Annotated in this window: 19 protein-coding genes and 3 pseudogenes; 11 read left to right on the top strand and 11 right to left on the bottom strand. The window is 68.8% G+C overall.

Annotated elements, in window-relative coordinates:
• Both ABZZ74_RS43145 and ABZZ74_RS43140 read right to left on the bottom strand, forming a co-directional pair.
• A pseudogene (locus ABZZ74_RS43145) lies at window positions 1-159 on the bottom strand (carotenoid oxygenase family protein); the annotation flags it as partial.
• A 644-nt stretch (window positions 160-803) separates the two neighbouring features.
• Window positions 804-2,228, bottom strand: a complete 1,425-nt coding sequence (locus ABZZ74_RS43140) for an aspartate ammonia-lyase (RefSeq protein ID WP_356949598.1) — start codon at window positions 2,226-2,228, stop codon at window positions 804-806.
• Between the two features lie 138 nt (window positions 2,229-2,366).
• Between ABZZ74_RS43140 and ABZZ74_RS43135 the strand changes: the two genes are divergently transcribed.
• From ABZZ74_RS43135 to ABZZ74_RS43105, 7 genes and pseudogenes are all read left to right on the top strand, one after another.
• A complete protein-coding gene (locus tag ABZZ74_RS43135) occupies window positions 2,367-3,710 on the top strand; it encodes a dicarboxylate/amino acid:cation symporter (RefSeq protein ID WP_356949597.1) in 1,344 nt (447 codons plus the stop codon).
• Window positions 3,707-4,441 (top strand): amino acid racemase, encoded by a 735-nt coding sequence (locus ABZZ74_RS43130; RefSeq protein ID WP_356949596.1) that lies wholly within the window; start codon window positions 3,707-3,709, stop codon window positions 4,439-4,441. Before ABZZ74_RS43135 ends, ABZZ74_RS43130 begins: the two co-directional genes overlap by 4 nt.
• Before the next feature lie 24 nt (window positions 4,442-4,465).
• On the top strand, window positions 4,466-5,152 hold the full coding sequence (locus ABZZ74_RS43125) for a GntR family transcriptional regulator (protein WP_356949595.1): 687 nt from the start codon (window positions 4,466-4,468) through the stop codon (window positions 5,150-5,152).
• Between the two features lie 530 nt (window positions 5,153-5,682).
• Window positions 5,683-6,090, top strand: coding sequence for a hypothetical protein (locus ABZZ74_RS43120; protein WP_356949594.1), 408 nt, complete (start codon window positions 5,683-5,685; stop codon window positions 6,088-6,090).
• Window positions 6,091-6,192: 102 nt separating this feature from the next.
• Window positions 6,193-7,236: a hypothetical protein gene (locus ABZZ74_RS43115; RefSeq protein WP_356949593.1), complete on the top strand. Its 1,044-nt coding sequence runs from the start codon at window positions 6,193-6,195 to the stop codon at window positions 7,234-7,236.
• A 183-nt stretch (window positions 7,237-7,419) separates the two neighbouring features.
• Window positions 7,420-8,136, top strand: a complete 717-nt coding sequence (locus ABZZ74_RS43110) for a hypothetical protein (RefSeq protein ID WP_356949592.1) — start codon at window positions 7,420-7,422, stop codon at window positions 8,134-8,136.
• A 344-nt stretch (window positions 8,137-8,480) separates the two neighbouring features.
• Window positions 8,481-9,397 (top strand): annotated as a pseudogene (locus ABZZ74_RS43105) (replication-relaxation family protein).
• 715 nt (window positions 9,398-10,112) lie between these two features.
• Here ABZZ74_RS43105 and ABZZ74_RS43100 read toward each other — a convergent pair.
• From ABZZ74_RS43100 to ABZZ74_RS43085, 4 genes are all read right to left on the bottom strand, one after another.
• Window positions 10,113-10,562, bottom strand: coding sequence for a hypothetical protein (locus tag ABZZ74_RS43100; RefSeq protein ID WP_356949602.1), 450 nt, complete (start codon window positions 10,560-10,562; stop codon window positions 10,113-10,115).
• A complete protein-coding gene (locus ABZZ74_RS43095; protein WP_356949600.1) occupies window positions 10,540-11,085 on the bottom strand; it encodes an ATP-binding protein in 546 nt (181 codons plus the stop codon). Before ABZZ74_RS43095 ends, ABZZ74_RS43100 begins: the two co-directional genes overlap by 23 nt.
• Before the next feature lie 92 nt (window positions 11,086-11,177).
• A complete protein-coding gene (locus ABZZ74_RS43090; protein WP_356949601.1) occupies window positions 11,178-11,555 on the bottom strand; it encodes a hypothetical protein in 378 nt (125 codons plus the stop codon).
• On the bottom strand, window positions 11,485-12,141 hold the full coding sequence (locus ABZZ74_RS43085) for an ATP-binding protein (RefSeq protein WP_356949591.1): 657 nt from the start codon (window positions 12,139-12,141) through the stop codon (window positions 11,485-11,487). The genes ABZZ74_RS43090 and ABZZ74_RS43085 overlap by 71 nt, the downstream gene beginning before the upstream one ends.
• Window positions 12,142-12,349: 208 nt before the next feature.
• Between ABZZ74_RS43085 and ABZZ74_RS43080 the strand changes: the two genes are divergently transcribed.
• Entirely contained in the window at window positions 12,350-13,216 is an 867-nt protein-coding gene (locus ABZZ74_RS43080) for a helix-turn-helix transcriptional regulator (protein ID WP_356949590.1), read from the top strand.
• Window positions 13,217-13,221: 5 nt separating this feature from the next.
• A complete protein-coding gene (locus ABZZ74_RS43075; RefSeq protein WP_356949589.1) occupies window positions 13,222-13,428 on the top strand; it encodes a DUF397 domain-containing protein in 207 nt (68 codons plus the stop codon).
• A 236-nt stretch (window positions 13,429-13,664) separates the two neighbouring features.
• Here ABZZ74_RS43075 and ABZZ74_RS43070 read toward each other — a convergent pair whose 3' ends face one another.
• The 5 genes from ABZZ74_RS43070 to ABZZ74_RS43050 form a co-directional block, all read right to left on the bottom strand.
• A complete protein-coding gene (locus ABZZ74_RS43070) occupies window positions 13,665-14,060 on the bottom strand; it encodes a hypothetical protein (protein WP_356949588.1) in 396 nt (131 codons plus the stop codon).
• A complete protein-coding gene (locus ABZZ74_RS43065; RefSeq protein ID WP_356949587.1) occupies window positions 14,057-14,518 on the bottom strand; it encodes a hypothetical protein in 462 nt (153 codons plus the stop codon). The genes ABZZ74_RS43070 and ABZZ74_RS43065 overlap by 4 nt, the downstream gene beginning before the upstream one ends.
• An 86-nt stretch (window positions 14,519-14,604) precedes the next feature.
• Window positions 14,605-15,447: a helix-turn-helix transcriptional regulator gene (locus tag ABZZ74_RS43060; protein WP_356949586.1), complete on the bottom strand. Its 843-nt coding sequence runs from the start codon at window positions 15,445-15,447 to the stop codon at window positions 14,605-14,607.
• On the bottom strand, window positions 15,444-15,980 hold the full coding sequence (locus ABZZ74_RS43055; protein WP_356949585.1) for a DUF6879 family protein: 537 nt from the start codon (window positions 15,978-15,980) through the stop codon (window positions 15,444-15,446). Before ABZZ74_RS43055 ends, ABZZ74_RS43060 begins: the two co-directional genes overlap by 4 nt.
• Window positions 15,981-15,985: 5 nt before the next feature.
• Entirely contained in the window at window positions 15,986-16,210 is a 225-nt protein-coding gene (locus ABZZ74_RS43050; protein WP_356949584.1) for a hypothetical protein, read from the bottom strand.
• 136 nt (window positions 16,211-16,346) lie between these two features.
• On the opposite strand from ABZZ74_RS43050, the pseudogene ABZZ74_RS43045 reads away from it, so the two are divergent.
• Both ABZZ74_RS43045 and ABZZ74_RS43040 read left to right on the top strand, forming a co-directional pair.
• Window positions 16,347-16,552, top strand: a pseudogene (locus ABZZ74_RS43045) (IS110 family transposase); the annotation flags it as partial.
• Between the two features lie 7 nt (window positions 16,553-16,559).
• Complete coding sequence (locus ABZZ74_RS43040; RefSeq protein ID WP_356949583.1) at window positions 16,560-17,000, top strand: hypothetical protein; 441 nt, start codon at window positions 16,560-16,562, stop codon at window positions 16,998-17,000.
• Window positions 17,001-17,062: the final 62 nt, after the last annotated feature.

The raw sequence follows: 17,062 nt of genomic DNA, 5'->3' as shown, positions 1-17,062 counted from the left end.
CAGCCCGCGTCGGGGATCCAGCTGCCGTGGAAGCCGAGGGGGACCCGGGCCGCCAGGTGAACGGTGGCCACGGGACCCGCGGTGACGTCCTGGGCCGCCAGGATCACCAGGTCGGTGGCGGAGCCGCTCGGGGTCATGGACGAACACCAACAGATAGCCAAGAAGCGCGGCCACGGCGAGTTCACCAACGGCCTGAAGGAGATCACCCACCAACTCGCCGCCGACTGGACGACCTACCGCCACCAGCGCTGGCCCGCCTCGGCCAACCCACACCTGCTGGTCAGCCAGAAGACCGCGGTCGACTTCGACCACCCGGCCGTCAGCATCGGCCAGCTGAGCGGGGCACTTCCCCGCGGGCTGACGCTGAGTGGCCTTCGACAAGACCGCATCCTCAACGAGGCGGCCGAGAGTGTGCCGACCCGCTCATCACCGAGCAGGCGGCCATGCGCTACGTCACGGCCGCACACCCCGAGCGTACGGCCAAGCTTCCCAAGTGAACCGCCCAGGGAAATGGCGCCCACCCGGGCCACGCACCGGGCACGAAGTCGGCCAACCCGTCCCGGGCCAGCTGCCGAATGGTCTCAGGAACCATCGCGCGGGGACGGGCCCAGTTCCTCGCCCAGTTGGACCTCACTGAGCTTGGCGCCCGGCCGCAGCCGCAGCGACTCGATGTCCCTCGTCAGCCGCTCGTGGACCGCTTCACCCTTGTGAATGGTACAAACATGCTCCCGGCCGAGGTGATGCCAGCGGGGCTCCGGGTCACGGACCGGCTGGGCGTGTCCCCGGGCTAGACAAGCTGGTGTTCACGGAGCGGTTGTCGCTGACGGCTGTGTGAAAGGGCGAGTGAGATTCTCGGGCCGCAGGATCATGTCCAGTTGGTCGGCGGTGAGCAGGCCGGCTTCCGCGGCCAGGTCCTTGACGGGGCGGCCGGTGACGAGGGCCTGGCGGGCGAGGGTGGTGGAGGCGGCGTAGCCGATGTGCGGGGCGAGCGCGGTGACCAGTCCGATGGAGCGGTGGACACTGTCGTGGAGGCGTTCGCGGTTGGCGGTGATGCCGGGCACGCAGCGGGTGGTCAGGGCGTCGCAGGCGGCACGCAGGTGAGCCAGGGAGCGCAGCAGGCTGTAGGCGATGACGGGTTCGAAGGCGTTGAGCTGGAGCTGGCCGGCTTCGGCGGCCATGGTGACGGTCAGGTCGTTGCCGATGACTTCGAAGGCGACCTGGTTGACGACTTCGGGGATCACTGGGTTGACCTTGCCGGGCATGATCGACGAACCGGCCTGTACTGGCGGCAGGTTGATCTCGCCGAGGCCGGTGACGGGGCCTGATGAGGTGAGTCGCAGGTCGTTGCAGGTTTTGGAGAGCTTCACGGCGACGCGCTTGAGCACGCCGGAGAGCTGGACGAAGGCTCCGCAGTCCTGCGTGGCCTCGATGAAGTCGCCCGTCGGCCGTACGGATTCACCGCTGAGGTCGGCGAGATGGGCGCAGGCGAGTTCGGCGTAGCGGGGATGGCCGTTGATTCCGGTGCCGATGGCGGTGCCGCCGAGGTTGGACTCCAGCAGCAGGGCGGCGGCCTCGTTCAGGCGCTGCCGGTCCTCCTCGATCATGACGGCGTAGGTGGTGAATTCCTGGCCCAGGGTCATCGGGACGGCGTCCTGGAGTTGGGTCCGGCCCATCTTCAGGACGTCGCTGAACTCCACGGCTTTGGTGGTGAAGGCGGCGGCCAGTGCCTGAAGGGCTTCGCCGAGCCGTCGTAGTGCGGCGACGAGCGCGAGGCGGACGGCGGTGGGGTAGACGTCGTTGGTGCTCTGGCCGAGGTTGACGTGGTCGAGGGGGTGGATCGCGTCGTAGAAGCCACGGGGGTGGCCGAGGATCTCCAGGGCGCGGTTGGCGATGACCTCGTTGGCGTTCATGTTGGTCGACGTGCCGGCGCCGCCCTGGACGGGGTCGACGACGAAGTGGTCGGCGAGTGCGCCGGCGCGGATCTCCTCGCATGCGCCGATGATCGCTTCCGCGATGTCCGGGGGCAGCAGGCCGAGGTCGCGGTTGGCCTGTGCGGCGGCCTGCTTGACGGCTGCCAGCGCGGTGATCAGGTCGGGGAACCGGGCGATGGTCGACCCGGTGATCGCGAAGTTCTCCACGGCCCGGACGGTGTGCACGCCGTAGTAGACGTCGGCCGGGACCTCCCTGTCCCCCACCAGGTCGTGCTCGATGCGTGTGGCCTGCTCCATCGGGTGCTCCTCTTCGCTGTCACCGGGCGTGGGCGGGGATGCCGGTACGGGGCCTCTTGACAGGCCGCCGCCTCGGGCCTCAGTGTTACCGACCAACATGCAGAACGCAATATATTGCATATCTCAGGAGGCCCCCTCATGGACACCGCTCGTCCCCACTCAGCCGGAACAGGCACCTCTCCCACCCGTCCTGCAGGCATCTGGCGCCGGTGTCTGCGTACGCCGATCGGCATACAGTCGATCATCGCCGTCGGACTCGGAGCCCTGATCGGTACGCTGGCGCCGTCCGCCGGTGAGCAGATGAAGATTCTCGGCGACGTGTTCCTGAATCTGGTGCAGGTCGTGGTCCTGCCCCTCGTCTTCCCGCTCATCGTGCTGGGCATCGCCCGCATGGAGTCGGTCAAGAAGGTCGGCCGGATCGCCGGAAAGGCCATCCTCTACTTCGAACTCGTCACCACCGTCGTCCTGCTGATCGCGGTGGGGCTGGCCAAGCTCACGGGCATCGGCAAGGGCGCCCCCGTCCACGGGGCCGACGCCAAGGAACTGGACGGCCTGAGCCAGGGCATCGACTTCCACGAACTGGTCCTGCACGCCGTGCCCAAGAACATCTTCGCCGCCTTCGGCGAGGGCAACCTGCTCGGCGCGATCGTCTTCGCCCTCCTCGTGGGCGTCGCCATGGCCGCGATCGGAGAGAAGTCCGCACCCTTCGCGTCCGTCCTGGAGTCCGTCGCCGCGGTGATGTTCAAGGTCGTCGGGTACGTCATCCGGATCGCGCCGCTGGGCGTGCTCGGCTTCATCTCCTACGACGTGGCGTACTACGGCTTCGGCAACCTGCGCAGCCTGCTGGGCTTCATCGCAGTCGTCTACGCGGGTCTGGCCATCGTCGTCGGCGTCCTCTTCCCGCTCATCGCCGCGATCTACCGCATCCGCTACCTCGATCTGCTGAAGTCCATAGCCGGGCTGGCCGGGATCGCCTTCGTCACCCGCAGTTCCGAGTCGGTGCTGGCCCCACTGATGGGCAAGCTCGAGGCGTTCGGCCTCAGCCGATCGACGACCTCCTTCGTCGTGCCGCTCGGTTACTCCTTCAACACCGACGGCTCCGTCCTCTACCAGGCCGCCGCGCTGGTCTTCCTCGCCAACGCCTACGGAGCCGACACCTCGTTGCCCGCGCTGCTGCTCATGGTCGGCGTGCTGGTAATCCTCTCCAAGGGCATGGCGGGCGTCGCCTCCGCCTCCATCGTCGTCCTGATCGCCGCCGGCAACTCCATCGGTCTGCCGGCCGAGGGCATCGCCTTGCTCCTCGGCGTCGACTTCATCGTCGACATGGCCCGCACCGGCGTGAACGTCATCGGCAACTCGCTCGCCGCCGCTGTCGTCGACAGCTCCGAGAACCGGCGCGCGGCCAAGCGCGGTGCGCGCGAACACCCTCACGCCACGGCTGACTCCAAGGCCGTGGCCCTCCAGAAGGCACAGGCCCAGTGAGCGTCCCCACCACGACCGAGATCATCGGCATCCTCGGCGGCATGGGCCCGGCGGCCACGGCCGACTTCTACGCCAAGCTGGTCGCGGCCACCCCCGGCGCCGGCGACCAGGACCACCTGCGAACGGTCATCTGGTCCGACCCCACCATCCCCGACCGCACCGAGGCCCTGCTGGCTGGCGGACCCGACCCCACCCCCTGGCTCCTCAACGGCGGTCGCGTCCTGCGCGAGGCGGGCGCCACCGTCATCGCCATCCCCTGCAACACCGCCCACGCCTTCGTCCCACGCATCGCCGACCACGTCGGCCTGCCCATCGTCCACATGATCGGCGAAGTCGCCCGCCACCTGAGCACGCTCAGCCCCCGCATCCACACCGTCGGCCTGCTCGCCACCACCGGCACGGTACGCACGGGCCTCTACCAGGAGTGGCTAGACCACTTCGGCATCCGCCTCGTCCTGCCCGGCACCACCAGCCAGGACGCCGAGGTCATGGCCGCCATCCACGCGGTCAAGGCGGGCACCCACGACGAGAGGACGACCGCGCTTCTCACCCGCGCCGCACGACGCCTGACCGAGCAGGGTGCGCAGGCCGTCATCGCCGGCTGCACGGAAATCCCCCTCGGCCTGCCGGACGACGCCGTGAGCGTACCCGTCATCGATCCGGCACTCGTCCTGGCGCGGGCTCTGGTCCGCCGGTCCCGGCCCCATGGCGGAGGCCACGAAGACGAATGAAGGAGGCGATGTACTGTACGCAATATGTCACTCGACCGCCCTGTCTCCCGTCGCCTCCTCAGTGACGAGGTCTTCGACCGCCTGCGCGACTCCATCGTGCGTGGCGAACTCGTCCCCGGCGAGAAGGTCAAGGACGGAGAACTCGCGGAGCGCCTCGGGCTCAGCCGCACACCGGTGCGTGAGGCGCTCGCCAGGCTCGCCGACATCGGCCTGGTCGAGGCCAAGCCCGGGGTCTACACCCGGATTACCACCCTGAACCGGCGTGACGTCGAGAAGGCCTTGGCCGTCCTGCGCGCTCTGGACCAGCTCGCCATCGAAACGGCCGTGCCGGTCATGACGGAGCAGGACCTGCAGCGCATGCGCGAGGCCAACCGCGACTTCGAACGGGCCGTCTCCGCCAACGACACACCTGCCGCGCTCGCCGCCGACGACCGCTTCCACGCCATCCCCATCACGGCAGCGGACAATCCCGTACTCAGCGGGATCGTCGAGCAGCTCCACCCGCAGATCCACCGCATCCTCTACCGCAAGTTCTCCACCCTCCTCGGTGGCCGCAACACAATCGAACACCACGACGCACTCATTGACGTCTGTGCCAGCAAAGACGCCCGTGCTGCTGCCGAGCTCTCCGGACACCACTGGTCCGAACTCGGCGGGCACATCAACAAGCTCTTCGACACCAACCAGTTCACCCAGGCAGGCACCGGATAAGGCGCCCGTCGCGGCAACAACGGCCGCGCTGGGCCAGACGGAGCCGTTGGGGATAACACGCCGCTTGCGCCCGTTAGAGCAGTTCAATGTGCCGTACGCCCTGCAGGCCCAGCGAACCGGCACGCTCAAGCTCACGCCGTGCACGCCGCACTCATCCCCAGGGCGACCGAGGCAGACACGAGGGTGTCAGAACAGGGGGCCGCGACGGCCTCGCCGCTAGGAACTGTGCGGCGTATTTTGGGTGATGGTCTCAAGCAGGCGCGTGACCAGCGGATTATCGTCGTTATTGCGCCCGGCGACGGCCACTCGTGTGCGGGCTGCGCCGGGCTCGATCCTGCGGAAGGCGACACCCTTGAGGAACCCCGGCGGCCTTCCGCACCTGGGTCAGGGACGCCTGCTCCTCCAACCGCGGCCCCGGACGAATCATGATCGGTGACGGCGGCGTTCGATGTCGTCTCCCACACGGCGAACAACTCGCCGATCTCCTCCAGCGGTAGCCCCAGGTGCTCGTCGGCGCCGATGAACGCCTGGTGAGCCTTCAGCCAAGGTCGAAGGTCAAGCCCGGAACCCGCGCGCTCGCCGACGCCAGGGTGACTCTCACGTTCCGGTTCGGGCATCACCACGTCCGAGAATCCACGAACCCGCGCGCTTCCGACCGTGCGGCGCAGAAGATCCGCCGCCAGGAGCAGGGCCACGAGTACGCCGAAGCCCAGCTCATCGCGCTCGGAGCGCCGGTGCCGCGGGCCGGCTGCGCCCCAGCGATCTGGCTCCGGGAGGCCCTGGTCGCGGTCGGCGCACGCAACGTACGGCACCGCGGCGCGCACCGCTACGTGTTCCGGCTCGGCAAGAACCGGCGCGAGCGGGAGCAGATCAATCTCGACCTCCCCGCTCAGCGGCCCTATCCCAAGCAGGCCGACCCCGAGCCGATCGGGGTCTGAGGACTGCACTGCTGCTCGATCGGTGCCATCGCCAGCTCATCACCTGCGACACGTCGTGGCAGCAGTCCCACCGTCCTTGTCCCGCTCTTCCTGGAGGAATCCATGGCTACGAACCTTGCCCCCGCCTCGCCTGACGTACCAGACCTGACCATCTATGATCTGCTTGCACCCCACCTGTCCGGAGCCAAGGACAGCGCGGTGATGATGGCCGTGTTCATGGATGCGGCCCGGAGCGCCGGCGTCGAAGACCGGGTGGTCTCTTACCACTCCAGCCTCGGAGTACTGGAGTGGCCTCCGATCGTCTTCGAGGGCACCCGCTACCCGGGCGTCTCCGAGCTCGCCGCCATGCAGAGTGCCGCCTTTGGGGTACCTCCAGACCGTCACGTCGAAGTCACCCGCACGATGCCCGGTCCGGACGGCACCTCGATGCCGCGCAGCCTGTTGACCGAGATCGCGGCGTACGGGCGGCTCCCGCGGATGGGCAGCCCCTACTGCTGCAGGTACGCCAAGGAGGGCGTGGTCTCCAGCGCCTGGACGCCGATGGTCAACCAGCTCAAGCGTGAGCTCGGCCGCCCGGTGCGAATCCTGACGGTCATGGGTCTGCGCAGCGACGAGGGAGCTGACCGAGAGAAGCGCCCGCCTTTCCGCACAGTGCTGGCCAACTCCGCGCGGATCGTGGATGAGTGGCTGCCCGTCAAGGACTGGCCGACCGAGGCGGTCAAGGTGCTCAGGCTCTGTCACCGACGGCACCGTATAGCGTGCGAAGGAATCAGGTCGAAGCAGTCGGATGGTCACCGGAGAGGCGCTGTCGTTGTCACACGCGGTCGATCGCTGAACTTCCTGGCACCGGGTCGCCGTGTGACTCGCGACCTCCTCATCGCCATGCTCGGCGAACAGACCATGGCATGCGAACCTGCGCGCGACGCCCTGATCGGCGGGGGTGACTTCGTCGTCTGGGACGGCCTGGTGCCCGCCAACCGGCACGCGGGTGTCTTCCGGGGCGGATGCGCAGGGCCTTGCGGCACGGCCACACGGTCGATGGTCTTGCCGAGAGCGTCGACATCCTCCAGCGGGCTGGGGAAGAGCTGCTTCGTACCGGATGCATCGACGCGGTGGACAAGTCGGCGCTGTTCACGGTCTTTTTGAACTCCGCGGCCACAGCAGTGCTGGCCTGCTTCGGCGGGCGCCGGCCCACCACCCCGCCAGAGTCGGCCGAAGCACGGAAAAAACTCTGTGCCGCGGGCTGGACCTCCAACCAAAACTCCTGCCATTATTTGCGTTGTGAGTCGGGCTGGCCGGCTCTCCGCTGACAGGACGGACGGTTCTGCCATGACCTCGCGCCGTGAGCCTCGCCTGGCCGACGCTGCCGAGATCGCGGCTGAGCAAGGCCTGACGCCAGCACGGATCACCGGCCTCTACACCGGGCGCGCTGAGAACGCAGCCGGCAAGGCATTCCCCGAGCCTGTCGCCATGCGCGGTCGCGCCCGCCTGTGGGACCACGCGGAGGTCACCGAATGGTTCGCGCACCGCACGCCGGCACGGCTCGTTGAACACACACCGCCCTCGCTTCCCCCGGAGACGTTGCTGAACGCGGCGGAGGCCTCGAGGTATCTCGGTTACAAGAACTCCAACCAGGTCACCACCTTCGTACGCGACCGCCCCGGTTACTTCCCCGAGCCGGATGTCGTCGAAGAGAAGGGCACGGCGGACAACCCCTACCGCCGGCTGCTGTGGAAGGTGGAGACCCTGCAGGCGTGGATGGCCACCCGTCCCGGCCGCGGAAGACGAGCCGGAGCCTACGAAGCGCCGCCCCTGCCCGACGTTCCGGCCGATGGCGATCCCGACGAGCTTCTGGGAGCGAGCCAGGCGGCCGCCCTGCTGGGATACAAGACCGTCGGTTCCTTCTCGAGCAGCCTGTCCCAGGGCAACCTTCCGCTGCTGACGACCACGGACGGAGTCGCCGAGAACGCCGGGCGCCAGAACGGACGCCGCCGATGGACGCGCCGGCGCATCCTCGATCAGGCCGCCCAGCGGTCTCAAAAGTAGGACCCGGCGGTGAGCGCCCCTTCGCCCACCCCCCATAGACGCGGCATCCGGTTACGGGTCGTTGGTCCCTTGCGGACCGGGTGTCGCACGATGGCCGGCATGGCGTGGCTCGCCACCACGCCCCGCAGTAGCCCACGGCTGCTGCGGACCGGCCATCGCCACTCTTCTGGGACGCCTTTTGTGCGATCCGTCGTGGTCGCGGATGTCCAAACTTCGCGCAATCTCGTGGTCGGGGCCGTGGACCCCCAACCATGACCCCGACCACGGAAGCGTTGTCGGGTCGTGACCTTGGTCGGGGTCTCATGGTCGGAGGCTGGGTCGGGGGTTGAGGGTTGCCTCCTTTCATGACCCGTTCCTCATCAGGTGCTCCGACCCTCGGCGGGTTGGCCCCGAGCCCGGTTGAACCACTGCGTCTGCAAATCCTGACCGCGCTCGCCCTGCACCGCATGGCCACGACCGGCCAGTTGCGGCAGATGCTTCGGCCGGACAACTCACGCCAGTTGTTCTCCCGTGCGCTCAATAGGCTGCGCTCCACGGGCTTCGTCGGCTTCACTCCGCTGCCAGGTGCAGACCGGTCCCGTACGCACGCCTGGTACCTCACTCCCGAGGGCGCTCGCCTAACCCGCGGTCTGCCTGTCCTGCGAGGGCGGCCGCCGTACCCCATCACCTCAGCAACCGCGGCCTCGCTCAAGACCACACACACCCTGACCGTCGTACGATCCCACCTGCCGTTCGCGGCCGACGCCCGCCGGCTCGGGCACGAGCACGGCCCATGGGACTGGACCCCGGAGGTCGCTCACTCCATCGGTGATGGCGAGCGGCTGGTCGCAGACGCCGTCATGCACTACACCGCCGTCGACGGCCAACACCGGCGCAAACTGCGCGCATTCGTGGAAGTCGATCGCAGCACCATGAGCAGCGAGCGCCTGGCCGTGAAGCTGATCGAGTACGCGAGGCTGCTCCAGTACGAAGCCCAGCCCGTCGGACGGCGCAGGCCGGCTTCCACCGGTCCGGTATGGCTGCGCTGGTATCCGGTCTTCCCCCGCCTTCTCTTCGTGCTCACCGGCGCCGCCCGGGCAGGCTGGAAAACCGCATCAGGGATCTGCAAGGGATGGTCACTCAGCACCCGCTCGTCGCAGCACTCGCCCGCGAGGCCCAGCTGGGAGCCGCCGTCCTGGAGGACCTCGAGGAGCAGGGGCCGTCCGCGTCGGTATGGATGCCGCTGGCTGGAGGCGAGCCCCGCCCGTGGACCGATCTGTGATCACGGGGGTCCGCCAGGACCCGGAAGCCCTTGGACGCCGTCGCTCGCACCCAGGCTGGTCACAGACCGACCGGCCCCGGTCGGCGGACGAAGCCGAGTGGATTCATTCCGGAACTGGCGCCGTCAGGCGGAGAAGGGAACGAACTCGAACATCCGAGGCTTTCGCCCTGAGGCGCCGTATCGCGTACACCGGCTAGCCGGGCGGGCAGTGCCCCGCCCGGCGCGCTGAACGGGGGAGGCCGGGCGGGGCACACCGCAGATCCGCGACGGGGGACACGCGGACCTGCGGGTCTAGGGGCTGGGCCGGGGGGCAATGAACAGCCGCCGGCTCTTCCAGTCGTCGCCCAGCAACGCGAACGTCGTGCACAGACAACGCTGCTGAGCGGCGGCCCCCAGCGCTCGGCTGCCTCCAGCAGGACGTTCGCGGTCGCGGGGTCGATCAGGCCGTCCGGGTGTTCCTGCAGGCACACGACGGACAGGACATGAACCGTGGCCCGGTCTTCGTTGCGGACGACTGTGACAGTGACGCGTTCCCCGCCGTATGCAGCAATCGCCTCCGCGACGAGTGTGTGTGCCCGTGCGACGAGGGCTGTGACGACGGGGGTGGCCAGCCGCCAGCTTTCCAGCACCACTCCCACGTCCTGTGCGGTGCGTTGAGGCGTGGCGGGATCGTTCGTCGGGTAGTGGCGGGTCTCGTGCCGCCTCGCATCGCCGGTCACCGTGGCCCCCGCCGGTGGTGGACGATGAGATTGACGGTGGCGTAGACGCACAAACCGTGCGCCAAGGGGACGTGGCCCCAAGACGATGGCATGGTCGTGGGCGCCTCCCGGCGCGGCAGGGCGACGACTGCGGGTGGTGCAGGAGCAGTTGCAGGGGCCACGCTGAGCGTGGCGCGCCTGCCCTGCAGCATCGCGGTGACGGTGACGCAGGGGCTGGCCGCAGCCCCCAGGACGTCGGTGATGAAGTCGGCGGCGAGGTCGGCGAGCAGGTCGGCCTGGTGCCCTGCGGCGCCCCAGGCGGTGTAAGCACCCGCCACGCACGCATCGACCGCCTGGGGCAGGTCAGCGGTGGCGGGCAAGGTCCAGCGCACGGCGACGGGAGCGGCCGGGCGGTACGCGCCGCGGGCGGGCATCGCCGCCTCGTCAGGCATGGCCGCGGGGAGCATCGGGCCCCTCCTGAAGGTGGTGGGAGCCAGCGGCGCCGTCGACGGTGGGAGCGTGCACGGCCGACGCGTTGCGGGTGAGCGGGCGCGGAGGCGGGAGGGCGAGGCAGGCCCACACGGCCGTGCCCCCTGCGGCGGGCTGCGCTCCGTGCCGGTCCGCCAGAGCCTCCACGAGGAACAGCCCGCGGCCGTGCTCATCGTCCGCCTCGGGAACGTGCGCACGAATCGGGCGGCGGGGGCCCTGGTCGATGACGGCAACCCCCACGGCAGTGGGGGTGAGCACCACCGCCACCGTGACGTGCTCGCCCGGCGCATGCACCACGGCATTCGTCACCAGCTCAGAAACGATCACAAGGAGGTCATCCACAACCCGGCGCGCAACACGCCACCTCCGGCAGGTGTCACCGACCAGCGCTCGAGCCTGATGAGGCGCGCGCTCACTGCGGCCTGGCAGCTGCCACACCTGCCGTAGACACGGCCGCACCGCCCCGAGGGCCGACGACTGCGGGGAGGGCTGCGGTGGCATGTCGTATGACGGCACCGGCTGCGGGGCGCTCCAGATGACGGCCAGATCTTCGACCGGGGGACCGGCGTGGCTGCTGCGTTCACGACGGGCGCTCACAGTTGCCGCCCCTCCCCCACCCCGCGGTCCGGCATCGCTGCACCGGCGTACACCGCCGCCCCGCCACCCGCCATCCGACCGGTGGGATACACGGCGAACGCCGGCAGGGCCAACAGCCCCATCCGCAGCGCGCTGCGATCACTCAGGTGCCAGGCAATCTCCTGCTCGGCAGGCGCAAGCAGGCCGGCGGCACTCCCCCGGAGCAGGAGGCGCTCGACGCTCAGCCATCCCAGGCGTGTGCGCCGCGGGACATCGAACGGCGCAAGGTCATACACCTCATCCACCACCGCCCAGCCCGCACGTTTAGCGAACTCCCCCAACGCCGACAGCCCGTTGACCGCGATCTGCGACGAGGAACCGCAGGTATAGAGCACGACGGGCGGACCGGCCGGGACGACGCCGACAGCCTCGCACAAAGAAAGGGCGACAGGCAGCGAAGGCCAGCGCCTTCGAGGAGAAGTTCACCAGGCCCTCGGCCGGCTGGCCCAGGCGTGCATCCCTCGCAGGCGATTGGGTCGCGGGGGCTTCCCTGACGGCGGCTCCCTCACACGGGATCTCCGCCCACACGGTCTTGCCGATGACTTCTGCAACACTCCCCCACCGGCCGCCGCATAACCGATCCACCACCAACAAGCCACGCCCGCGGCCAGGCAAGCTCGTGCCATCGGCGAGCTCGGAAATAGGCCTCAGGAGCGTCGGATCGGCGTCGCGGACCTCCACGCGCACCACATGACCCAACAACATGAGAGTGACGCCCACTTCGCGCCCTCTCGGTGTCCGCGCGTGCACCACCGCATTCGTCACCAGCTCGCTGACCACCCCGCAAACGTCCTCGACCGCCTCCCGTTCCACGCCCCAGCAGACCAGCACACGCTCCGCTCGACGGCGAGCGTTCGCCACCCGCCGAGGATGCCCGGGATAACGGGACCGATCTGTAGTCGGCTCGGGTGGTTCCGGCATACGGATGCCTCCAAGGCTCCGGTGACCTGCCACGACACAGGCCGCAAGAAGTGATCAACTCTGCACACAGAGTTGCCGAGATACCCCACTATCCCGCTCCCCCACCTCAAGGTGCAAGTCGCTACTTTGAGTTGGGATCATCTTGCTTGTCGCGAACAGTCGCGCCAGGGCAAACTGACGTCAGCCGACCAGGGGAGGAAGGACAAGCGTGCCCGTCAACCGGAATCCCACCGTGCGGCAGCGCCGCCTCGGCCGCATGCTCAAAGACCTCCGCAACCAGGCCGGCAAGACCCTCGCCCAGGCCGCCGACGAACTCCAGTGCGCCGAATCCAAGATGAGCCGGATCGAGGCGGCACAGTCCGGTATCCGTGCCCTCGACCTGCGCGTACTCCTAGACTTTTACGGCGTCAACGACCAAGCCCTGCGCGCGCGTCTGCAGGAACTGGCCCGCCACGGCCGGGAACGCGGCTGGTGGTCCCAATACGAGGACACCCTCAAATCGGCCTACGCCGACTACATCGCCCTGGAATGGGACGCCGCCGACCTCTACGTCGTCGAAAGCGGCCTGATCCCCGGACTCCTCCAGACACCCGCCTACACCGAAGCAGTCATCCGGGAACAACGCCCCGACAAGGCCGACGACTTCGACTACGTCCAGGAGCAGGTCAAAGTCCGAGGCCAACGCCGCCAGGTCTTCGCCCGCCCCGCACCCCTACGGCTGTGGGCCATCCTCACCGAAGCAAGCCTCCGCCACCGCGTCGGCGGCCCAGAAGTCATGCGCGAGCAGCTCGGCCACCTCACCAGCCAGGCCGCGCAGACCAACATCCAGATCCAAGTACTTCCATCCGCCGCAGCCATCAACTCCGCGCTCCACGGCCCGTTCGGGATCCTTTCCTTCCCCGAACCTGCGGAGACCGACGTCGTCTATGCCGATGGACTCATCGACACCGTCTACTACGAGGAACCCGCGCAAGTCGAAATCTTCACCACCCTCTTCCGCCGCCTCAACTCCGAAGCACTGCCCGCCGACGAGTCCCTCGCCCGCATCCACGCCGCCGCACAGGAAATGGACTAACCCCCGTGACCCAGCACTACCCCAACGCCGCCAACACCGGCCTCGACTGGTTCAAATCGTCCTACTCCAGCGGGGACCAGAGCTGCGTCGAAGTGGCAAGGGTCCTGGGCACAGTGCCCGTCCGTGACAGCAAGAACCCCCACGGCCCGACCCTCACCCTCACACTCACCGCCTGGACAGCTTTCATCACCCACACCAAGACCCAGGCGTAACAGGCGAAACGTTCACCCCGACGCCAGCCTCAGCGAGGGTACCGGGCATGAGTTCGTCATACCTCCCACCTCGTAGGCAGAAGCGCGGAACACCCCCGCGTCCGCAGGGGTGCCCCGGAGAAAGCAAACGCTGATCCCAGCGAGGTGCGCGGGTCTCCCCGCCGACGCGGGGGTGCTCAGAATCCCTGACCGCCTAGCAACACGCGGGGCTCCCCGCCTCACTGTGGGTCCGCTGATCACTCGAATGGGTGTACTTCACTGCAGTCGTTGCCCGCGAGGCGGCACAGGGCGCGCTGCATGATCAGTAGTCGGCGTTCGTCGAGCGACTCGACCGCCGTGAGCGGCACGTGTCCGATACCCATCATGGACAGCACCAGGCCGAGGAAAGCGCGCTGTACGTCGTCAAGGCTGAGCGTGTAAAGGCGCCCCATCAGGCCCTCCCAGCGGGCCGTCATCCGGCCGCCCTCCTTGACCACGAGGGCCGTGCGCACGCCCTGGTGGGCGAGGAGGGTCTCCTCCTCGGCGAGGGCCTGCGCAGCGGTGCGGTCGCGGCCGGGCTTGGCGGACTGCACCAGCAACTTGCCGAGCGTCGGCACGTCCACTTCTTCGGCGGCCGCTGTGGTGGTCGTCATCGTGCCTCCGCAGGGTGTCGGTGCCCGCCCGGGCCGAACGCGGCGGCGAGCACGGCAGGTTCGGTAAGGCGGCCGGAGCCGTCGGGGCGGCACAGCCACATGCGCGAGTCGAGGTGCCAGCCCGTCGGCGGGCAGTGCAGGGGCCGGCCCGGCACGTGCACCGTCACCTGCCGCACGTCGGCCAGCTCGTCTGCGGCGTCGAGCGATACGAGCCACCAGGCCTTGTGTGCCTCGGTGTCGGCGAGAACGGGGCCGCGGTGCTCCTCACAGATGCGGTTGAGTGCCTTCATCGTGTCGAGGAGGGCTGTTTCCGCGGCAAGCCACCGCCCGCCGGACGCGATCGGGGCGAGGGAGTCCTTGTTCCAGGCTGCGCGGACGAGGGTCGGGTGCGCGGAGCTGTCGGCGAGCCACGCGTCCCCGGCCTCGTACACAGCAGCCAACCGCATCTGTTGTGCCATGCCCCGGACGGTAGGGTGGCTGATTGCGGCTGTGCGTGCCGATTGCGCGGGATTGCGCGGTCACTTGGCGGGTTGGGCCCGATTGCTCAATTCAGGTCGAGGGAGGCCCGTGCACGGCCGATCAACCGCCGCGCTTGCTGGCCGGATACCGCGGACTCGGCGAGGCGCTCCCAGACCCGCCCGTAGAGGGCGACGTCCTCCTCGGACTCCAGGGTGACCTCGGTGTTGATGGTCTCGACGACGACGCGCTGTTCGTCGAAGATCCAGAATCCGTGCTTCGGGGTGAGCTTCAGCCGGGCAGCGAACGGGACGATGTCCAGCTCTACCTGGCTCAGGCCGATCAGGCCGACGAGCCGATCCAGTTGGCCGGCCATCACCTCGTGCGGGCATACGAGGACGTGCAGGGCGCCCTCCCAGATAAGGACGCGGAAGGTCTTGCCGCTGTCGTACAGCACCTCTTGGCGCCGCATGCGGGCGTTCACGGCCTCGTCGGTGTCGCGGGGCGACTGCATCAACTCGGCGTTCTGCATCAGCACATGGCGGGCGTACTCGGGGGTCTGGAGCAGCCCGGGGATCACGGTGGCCTCGTAGCCGCGGATCGTCGCTGTGCGCCGGTACTCGGCGACGTACCGGTCCTGCACGGCCCGGTGGCCGGTGGCGAGCTGGCGGCGCCAGGAACGCTGCTGTGACTCCAGCCCCCGCAATCGGCTGTGTAGATCGGGGATCTCGCTGGGAGCGCCGAGGGCACGCGCCCAGGCCTCGAGGTCGGCGGCCGACGCGGTCTGCTTCCCGTTCTCCAGCCGGGAGACCTTGGAGCGCTGCCAGCCGAGCCGTTCGGCAAGGTCCTTGCCCTGGAGACCGGCCTCGGCGCGCAGCTCGCGCAGCCGCACACCGAGGGCCTCACGGCCAGACTGGTAATCGGTGCTCACCTGGCAGACGGTACCTGCCCCTGGAACTGGCTGGTAGGGACAGCGAAGTGGACGGCGGCGTCTCGGGCCTGGCAAGCGCGTACGACGCTCTCGGCATCCTCGAGGACGTGCACCCCCACCGTCACGTCGTGCTCGTCGATGACGAACTTGACGACGGTGCGGGAGTCGAAGAGCCAGAAGTCGAAGTCCGGCAGGTCAAGGCGTATGGCGTCCGCGCGCCACAAGTTGCGGATGTCCTCGCCTGCGGCGACGTTGCCGAGTCCGGTCGCCAGGAGGAAGCGTTGCCCCTCCGTCGGCGGGTCGTCGACGATGCGTACCCTGCCAATCCGTTTCCCGGCTTCCGTCTGCTTGCGGATGCCGGCGTGCCACGGGCTGGCGGGGTCGTAGTCGAAGGTGGCGCCGTTTTGGAAGCGTGCCCAGTTCGGGCTGACGCGGTCGGTGGCGTAGCCGCGCTGCGTCTCCAGCCGCCAGGCGGTGTGTTCGAAGTCCGTGAACAGGTGGGTGATCTCGTCGAACGGGATCAGGTCCGGCACGCGGGCTACTCCTTCACCTGAGGCTCGGTGGCGCGGGGTGTGAAGCGTGTGAGGAGCTCGCGGGGGACGACGACGAAGGTCTCGCAGTCCTTCACGTCCCGCAGTTGGTCGAGGTGTTCGGGGTCGGTGAGCCGGTCGCCCTGAACGACGATGTCACCGGTCTCCACGACCTCGTACAGGGTGGGGCAGTTGCCGTTCTCTGATGTGGTGCCGATGAACCTCAGCGTCATGTCGCCCTCCATCTGCGCTGGCTGGAGGTCCAGCATGCGCATGATTGATGCCGCTGCGCCCGAAGATTGCGGCAGATTGCCCGTTTGCACGGAGGGCGCTGTGATTGCGCGCAAGCGGGGGCAGGAGCCCGCGTGTGCTTTCTTCCTCTCCGCGTTCGCCGCCCTGGGCGACCGGCATCGCGGACCGACTACGACAAGACAATCGCCCAGGGCAAGCACCACACCCGGGCCTGCTCTGCCTCGCCCGGCGCCGGGCCAACATCCTGTTTTGTCATGCTCCGCGACGGAACGTTTTACGAACCGCGGCCCGTTGGACCGTCGCCCCGCAGACCTAGACCATAGCCAGGACGTGATCAGTGGGGCCGTAGTCGATCTGCCAATCGGCATAGGGGCCGTCATCGCGGCCGGCGCCATCGCCCTGTGCGTCGCCGTCGCCGTTGCCTCCACCCCGACCACCATCCCGGCGGCCGGCGCGGCCAAGCCCGCCGGCGTGCGCACCGCGCCGGCCGCCGCCGACCCGGGCGGCTATGCGCAACTGTTCCTCGGCGCCTGGCTGCGCAGCCGTGCGGACGATGAGACGAGTGCGCAGGCGCGGCTTGCGCAGTCGATGGCGCCTGACGTCGAGTTGCCCAGCCCGGCAGCGGGTACGCTGCCGCAGCCTGCGTCCGTGACCGCGGTGCGCAGTACGCAGCGCGGTCACGGCGCGTGGTCGGTCACGGTGGCCGCGCAGTACACCACCGGGGCGGTGCGGTACTACGCCGTCCCGGTGACCGCCGACAGCGAGCTGTGACGCCGCGCAGGGCCTCAGCCCCAAACAGGACCCGCTCAGGCCGCAGGTGCCTCGGGACCCCC

This window comes from Streptomyces sp. NPDC006476 (genome assembly GCF_040612015.1).
GTDB lineage: Bacteria > Actinomycetota > Actinomycetes > Streptomycetales > Streptomycetaceae > Streptomyces > Streptomyces griseorubiginosus_B.
The sequence above is the reverse complement of the archived record's forward strand: the minus strand, read 5'-3'. Positions and strand labels throughout refer to the sequence as shown.